Raw genomic sequence first — 6,146 nt, 5'->3', positions numbered from 1 at the left:
TTTGGCACTGACATTCATCGACACACTGTTAAGTTCTCAAAGAACACACGCACACACATCCAGCCCGAATAACTCCGGACCATCCGTGAAGCAACTTTTCCAGCTTAGCCCACTCGCGAACCCAGTTGCAAACTGAGGTCGCTTTCAAGCTAGTGTGAGCGTCAGGCGCTCCTCGTCCTACCTCGTTTCCCTGGCCTCTCGCTCAGCGTTTCCGCTCAGCTCCTCGGCTCCGGGTCGGTGTCCGTGTCGCTCTGACTTGGAATAAGTTACGTGTCTGCGTTCATGATGTCAAATCCCCTGGTCAGCACGCGTTTTCAAGAACAGTTCTCGTAACGTGCCACCGACCCTGCCGCTGCGGCGCTCAATCCGTCACGCCGACGCGCGTGACATCGCCACCGAGCGCCTGCAACTGCTCGACGAAATTCGGATATCCGCGATCGATGTGGAAGACGTCGTGTACTTCGGTGGTCCCGTCGGCGACCAAGCCCGCGAGGACCAGACCCGCGCCGGCCCTGATGTCCGACGACCACACCGGCGCACTCGACAACCGCGGGATCCCGCGCACCACCGCGTGGTGGCCATCGGTGCGCGCGTCGGCGCCGAGCCGGATCATCTCCTCCACGAACCGGAAGCGCGCCTCGAAGATGTTCTCGGTGATCATCGAGGTTCCATCCGCGATGGACGCGAGCCCGATGGCCATCGGCTGCAAGTCGGTCGGGAAACCGGGGAACGGCAGCGTCGAGAAGTTCACTGCGCGCGGACGGTCGGCTTGGACCACCCGGAACCCGTCCTGCTCGAACGAGATGCGCGCGCCCGCGGACCGCAACTTGTCCAGCACCAGCGACAGGTGCTTGGGATTCACGCCGGTGACGCGGATGTCGCCCAGAGTCATCGCGGCGGCGATGCCCCAGGTCGCGGCGACGATGCGGTCCCCGATGACACGGTGGGTGGTCGGCTGGAGACGCTCGACCCCCTCGATGGTGAGTACCGAGCTGCCTGCGCCACTGATCCGCGCGCCCATCCGGACGAGCATGTTGCACAGGTCGACGATGTCGGGTTCGCGCGCGGCATTGTCGATCACCGTCTCCCCTTCGGCGAGCACCGCCGCCATGAGGATGTTCTCGGTCGCGCCGACCGAGGGGAAGTCCAGACGAATGCGGGCACCCTGCAACTCGTCGGCCTTGGCCACCACGCAGCCGTGCTCGATCTCGCTGGTCGCGCCGAGCAGGCGTAGACCGGCCTGGTGCATGTCCAGCGGCCGGGAGCCGATGGCGTCACCACCGGGCAGCGCCACGACGGCCCGCTTGCACCGCGCCATCAGTGGACCGAGCACACACACCGACGCGCGGAACTGCGTCACCGCGGGGAAGTCCGCGTGGTACTTCGGTTCGGCGGGCGTGGTGATGGTAACCACTCCGCCGTCGATGGCTACGTCGCAACCGAGACCACGCAGCACATCACCCATCAGCGGCACGTCGAGGATGTCCGGGCAGTTCGTGATCGTGGTGGTGCCCTCGGCCAGCAGCGCAGCGGCCATCAGTTTGAGGACGCTGTTCTTGGCGCCCCCCACTGTGACCTCACCGACGAGTCGATTTCCGCCGGTAACCAAAAACCGTTCCATGCCGCCTCTCCGCGTATTCGGCGCACTGTTGGTGCAAGGATAGTTGGGGCGACGCACTACGGTGCCGCCTCTCCACGACTGCCCTCGCCTCCGGCCGTTTTCGCCGTTCGAGAGCGAGTGCCGCGGGATCGGCGTACTGCGATCGACGAGGTGGTCTCGTCACCTTGCCTGCCATACCCAGGGATCGCTCGGATACTCGCCCGCGCTGCTACGCGATCAGCCCCTCGGCCGTTCCCCGCCGGGCTTCCACAGGATATCGCCGCCGGGGTTGGCCACCCGGCTCAGAATGAACAGCAGATCCGAGAGGCGATTGAGGTACTTGGCCGGCAGCACGTTGGTGTCCTCCGGATGGGACTCGATCGCCGCCCAGGCCGAGCGTTCCGCGCGGCGGGCGACCGTACGCGCGGTGTGCAGCAGGGCCGCCAGCGGCGTACCGCCCGGCAGGATGAACGAATCGAGCGCGGGTAGCCCGGCGTTGAACTCGTCGCACCATGCTTCGAGCCGATCGATATAGGGCTGGGTGACCCGCAACGGCGGATACTTCGGCTCCGCGACCACGGGGGTGGACAGGTCGGCCCCGGCGTCGAACAGATCGTTCTGTATCTGCCGCAGCACGGCGAGCATCGTGTCGTCCGGGCCGCCGAGAGCGATCGCGACACCGATGGCGGCGTTCGTCTCATCGCAGTCGGCGTAGGCGACCAAGCGTGGGTCGGTCTTCGCGACCCGGGAGAAGTCGCTCAATCCCGTTGTCCCGTCATCGCCGGTCCGGGTGTAGATCCGGGTCAAATGCACGCTCACAGCACAACCCTAACGGTCGCGGCCGCACGCGGGGCTGCCGATAGCCGTGGGACCCGGACTATCGGCCCGGCATCCGCCGGGTGCGATCGGAGGGGCGGGACTCCACCCAGGAGAGAAAGGCGGTCAAGGAGTCGCGATCAAGGGCCAACTCGAAGTCACCCGCACGGTCGGATACGGCGATCACGGCGATGTCGTCGGTCATGATGTCGTATTCGTCGCCGCGTGGGCCACGGCGATCACCGATCTCGATGCCCTGACGCCGAATGGTGGAGTCCGGGCCGAGCTTCAGGCTGGTGAGTTTGAAGAAGACCAGACGATCCTCGTCGTAGCGGATCAGTCCGTGCCGCCACCCCTGACCGCCGCGAGCGGGGAGGACACGCAGGATCGCGGCAGTTCCGCCGCGCCGCAACATGATCAGGCGGTAAGTCGAGGCAAGGGCGAGGAACACGAGCGTGAGCACCAGAATGATCAGGAGAACCATCCCGGTTTGCAATGCCGTTCGTCCCTTCGCTCCGCCGCCGTGTCGTCCACACGACAATCGATTCGCGGTGTACGAGCTTTTCCTGGTTTCGCAGGCCTTCGCCTCCGAGCCCGATGCTCACACCGCGTGCGGTCATTCAATCACGGACCCGAGTTTACAAATGCCCCGGCCGTGTCCGACTCGCCTGAAAGACGCTGTCGGCGGTGAAGAAAGCTTCACCGCCGACAGCGATCGTTCTCGATGACAGGTTGTTGCTACGCGTTCGCGGTCTGCTCGACCGCACGCACCCGGGCCTGCGCGGCCCGCTGCTGCTCCTCGCTGGCGTCGGAGTCGGCCAGCACCCGGCGGGCCTCCTCGACGTCCACCTCGTCGGCGAATTCCGCCGACTCGGCGAGCACCCGAACCGAGTTCGCGGTCACCGAGAAGAAGCCGCCGTGCACCGCGGCGACGACCCGCTGACCGTCGGTGTCCACGATCGTCACCGTGCCGCCCTCGACCAGCTGGCCGAGCAGCGGCTCATGGCCGGCCATGATGCCGATCTGGCCCTCGGTCGTCTGCGCGCTGACGAACCTCGCCTGGCCGGACCAGAGCAGTCGTTCGACCGCGACGAGATCGACTGACATGTAGTTAATGGACTCGGTCGCCATCTGACTACTTTCCGAGGATCTTCTTCGCGGCCGCCTCGACGTCGTCGAGACCACCGCAGCTGTTGAAGGCCTGCTCCGGGTAGCTGTCGAACTCGCCCTTGCAGACCCGGTCGAAGTCGTCGATGGTCTGCTCGAGCGGCACGACCGAACCCACCTGACCGGTGAACTTCTCGGCCACGATGAAGTTCTGGCCGAGGAACTTCTCCAGACGACGGGCGCGGCCGACGAGCACCTTGTCCTCTTCCGACAGCTCGTCCATACCGAGGATGGCGATGATGTCCTGCAGTTCCTTGTACTTCTGCAGGATCCGCTTCACCTCGTTGGCCACCCGGAAGTGCCGGTCGCCGACGATCGAGGCCTCCAGGATGCGAGAGGTCGAGGTCAGCGGGTCGACGGCCGGGTAGATGCCCTTCTGCGAGATCGGGCGGGAGAGCTCGGTCGTCGCGTCGAGGTGGGCGAAGGTGGTCGCCGGAGCCGGGTCGGTGTAGTCGTCGGCGGGCACGTAGATGGCCTGCAGCGAGGTGATGGACCGACCACGGGTCGAGGTGATGCGCTCCTGCAGCTCACCCATCTCGTCGGCCAGCGTGGGCTGGTACCCGACGGCGGAGGGCATCCGGCCGAGCAGGGTCGACACCTCGGAACCGGCCTGGGTGAACCGGAAGATGTTGTCGATGAACAGCAGTACGTCCTGGTGCTGCACGTCGCGGAAGTACTCGGCCATGGTCAGGGCCGACAGGGCGACACGCATACGGGTGCCCGGCGGCTCGTCCATCTGGCCGAAGACGAGGGCGGTGTCCTGGAGGACGCCCATCTCCTCCATCTCCAGGCGCAGGTCGGTGCCCTCACGGGTGCGCTCGCCGACGCCGGCGAACACGGAGGTACCGGAGAACTCCCGCGCGATACGGGTGATCATCTCCTGGATCAGAACGGTCTTGCCGACGCCGGCGCCACCGAACAGACCGATCTTGCCGCCCTTCACGTACGGGGTGAGCAGGTCGATGACCTTGATGCCCGTCTCCAGGATCTCGGTCTTACCCTCGAGCTGGTCGAACGACGGCGGCTTGCGGTGGATGCCCCACTGCTCGCCCTCACGGCCGAGGCCCGGAGTGTCCAGGCAGTCGCCCAGGGCGTTGAAGACGTGGCCCTTGACCACGTCACCGACCGGCACCGAGATCGGCTTGCCGGTGTCGGTGACGGTGGCGCCGCGGACCAGGCCGTCGGTCGGCTGCATCGAGATGGTGCGCACGATGTTGTCACCGAGGTGCTGGGCGACCTCGAGGGTCAGGGTCTTGGCCACCGAGGTCAGGGTGATCTCGGCGTGCAGAGCGTTGAACAGCTCGGGGATGGCTCCGCGCGGGAACTCGACGTCCACGACGGGGCCGATGACCCGGACGACGCGGCCTACGGCGCCGCCGGTCCGGCTCGTGTTGTCTTGAGTGACAGCTGCGGTCATTGGTGTTGGTTCTCTCCGTGTCGATATGCGGCTTCGGGGGGCGCAGGCGCTCAGTCGCGGTCCGAGCTCGACGCCAGCGCGTTCACGCCACCGACGATTTCGCTGATTTCCTGCGTGATCTGGGCCTGGCGCACCGAGTTCGCCTCGCGCTGGAGCACGCTCGCGAGTTCGTTGGCGTTGTCGGTGGCGGCCTTCATTGCGGTGCGCCGAGCCGCTGACTCGGATGCCGCTGCCTCGAGCAACGACGCGTAGATGCGCGTGTTGACGTACTTCGGCAGCAGCGCCGCCAGCAGCACATCGGCGTCGGGCTCGAATTCGTACTGCGCGTGGACCTCCGCGGTCGGTGAATCCGACACGATGTCCTCGCCCAGGTCGAAGTTCTCGTCGACGTAGCTCACCTGGATCGGCGCCAAGCGGCGCACCTCCGGGGTCTGCGTCAGCATCGAGACGAAGCGGGTGTACACGACGTGCAGCTCATCGACACCGGCGATGTCACCCGTCCCGTTCGGAGCGGGCACCGCCCCGTCGGAACCGGCCATGAAGGCGTCGACCAAGTGGTGGCAGGCGGACGAAGCATCGGAGTACTTCGGCTGCTGCGAGAACCCGGTCCACGCAGACACGTACGAGCGGTTGCGGAAGGCGTAGTACGTCAGGCCCTTGTTGCCCATGACGTAGAGCACCGGCTCTTTGCCCTCGCCGCGCAGGGTGGTCATCAGCTCTTCCGCGCGCTTGAGCACGTTCGAGTTGTAGCCACCGCACATACCGCTGTCACTGGTGATCACGAGCACGGCCGCCCGGCGCGGGTTGGGGCGCTCGGTCAGCAGCGGATGTGACAGGTTCTTCGACGCGCTCGCCAGCTCGCTGAGGACCTTGGTGATCTCCTCCGCGTACGGCTTCGCGGCGGCGACTCTGGCCTGGGCCTTGGAGATGCGCGAGGTCGCGATCAGCTCTTGGGCCTTGGTGATCTTCTTGATCGAATTCACACCACGAATGCGGGAGCGCAATTCACGCAAGCTTGCCATCAGCGGTTCACACTCCCTTCATTCGCTGCGTGGGATGGGCGGCATCCGCCGGGCACGAGGTGGTTGCGGCCACCCTCGTGCCCGTCGCGCCTGCCGCGGATCGAATAGCGCATGTGCCGGCTCG

General features: G+C 66.0%; 6 protein-coding genes. All 6 read right to left on the bottom strand.

Annotated features, from left to right (window positions below; translation table 11 throughout):
- Positions 1–361 precede the first annotated feature (361 nt).
- The 6 genes from murA to ACT89H_RS28765 all read right to left on the bottom strand — a co-directional run bounded on the left by murA (position 362) and on the right by ACT89H_RS28765 (position 6,022).
- Positions 362–1,621, bottom strand: a complete 1,260-nt coding sequence (gene murA, locus ACT89H_RS28790; protein ID WP_445111807.1) for a UDP-N-acetylglucosamine 1-carboxyvinyltransferase — start codon at positions 1,619–1,621, stop codon at positions 362–364.
- A gap of 216 nt (positions 1,622–1,837) precedes the next feature.
- Entirely contained in the window at positions 1,838–2,419 is a 582-nt protein-coding gene (locus ACT89H_RS28785) for a cob(I)yrinic acid a,c-diamide adenosyltransferase (RefSeq protein ID WP_445111806.1), read from the bottom strand.
- A gap of 58 nt (positions 2,420–2,477) precedes the next feature.
- Positions 2,478–2,900: a DUF2550 domain-containing protein gene (locus ACT89H_RS28780; protein ID WP_445111805.1), complete on the bottom strand. Its 423-nt coding sequence runs from the start codon at positions 2,898–2,900 to the stop codon at positions 2,478–2,480.
- 254 nt (positions 2,901–3,154) lie between these two features.
- On the bottom strand, positions 3,155–3,532 hold the full coding sequence (locus tag ACT89H_RS28775) for a F0F1 ATP synthase subunit epsilon (RefSeq protein ID WP_445111812.1): 378 nt from the start codon (positions 3,530–3,532) through the stop codon (positions 3,155–3,157).
- Positions 3,533–3,551: 19 nt separating this feature from the next.
- Entirely contained in the window at positions 3,552–5,000 is a 1,449-nt protein-coding gene (gene atpD / locus ACT89H_RS28770; RefSeq protein WP_445111804.1) for a F0F1 ATP synthase subunit beta, read from the bottom strand.
- 50 nt (positions 5,001–5,050) lie between these two features.
- Positions 5,051–6,022 (bottom strand): F0F1 ATP synthase subunit gamma, encoded by a 972-nt coding sequence (locus tag ACT89H_RS28765; protein ID WP_445111803.1) that lies wholly within the window; start codon positions 6,020–6,022, stop codon positions 5,051–5,053.
- Positions 6,023–6,146: the final 124 nt, after the last annotated feature.

The organism is Nocardia aegles (assembly GCF_052545135.1).
This window is presented reverse-complemented; position numbering and strand designations above follow the sequence as displayed.

Coding starts and splice junctions, on each gene's coding strand:
- atpD (WP_445111804.1), bottom strand. CDS start 5,000: ATGACCGCAGCTGTCACTCAAGACAACACGAGCCGGACCGGCGGCGCC.
- ACT89H_RS28780 (WP_445111805.1), bottom strand. CDS start 2,900: ATGGTTCTCCTGATCATTCTGGTGCTCACGCTCGTGTTCCTCGCCCTT.
- ACT89H_RS28765 (WP_445111803.1), bottom strand. CDS start 6,022: ATGGCAAGCTTGCGTGAATTGCGCTCCCGCATTCGTGGTGTGAATTCG.
- murA (WP_445111807.1), bottom strand. CDS start 1,621: ATGGAACGGTTTTTGGTTACCGGCGGAAATCGACTCGTCGGTGAGGTC.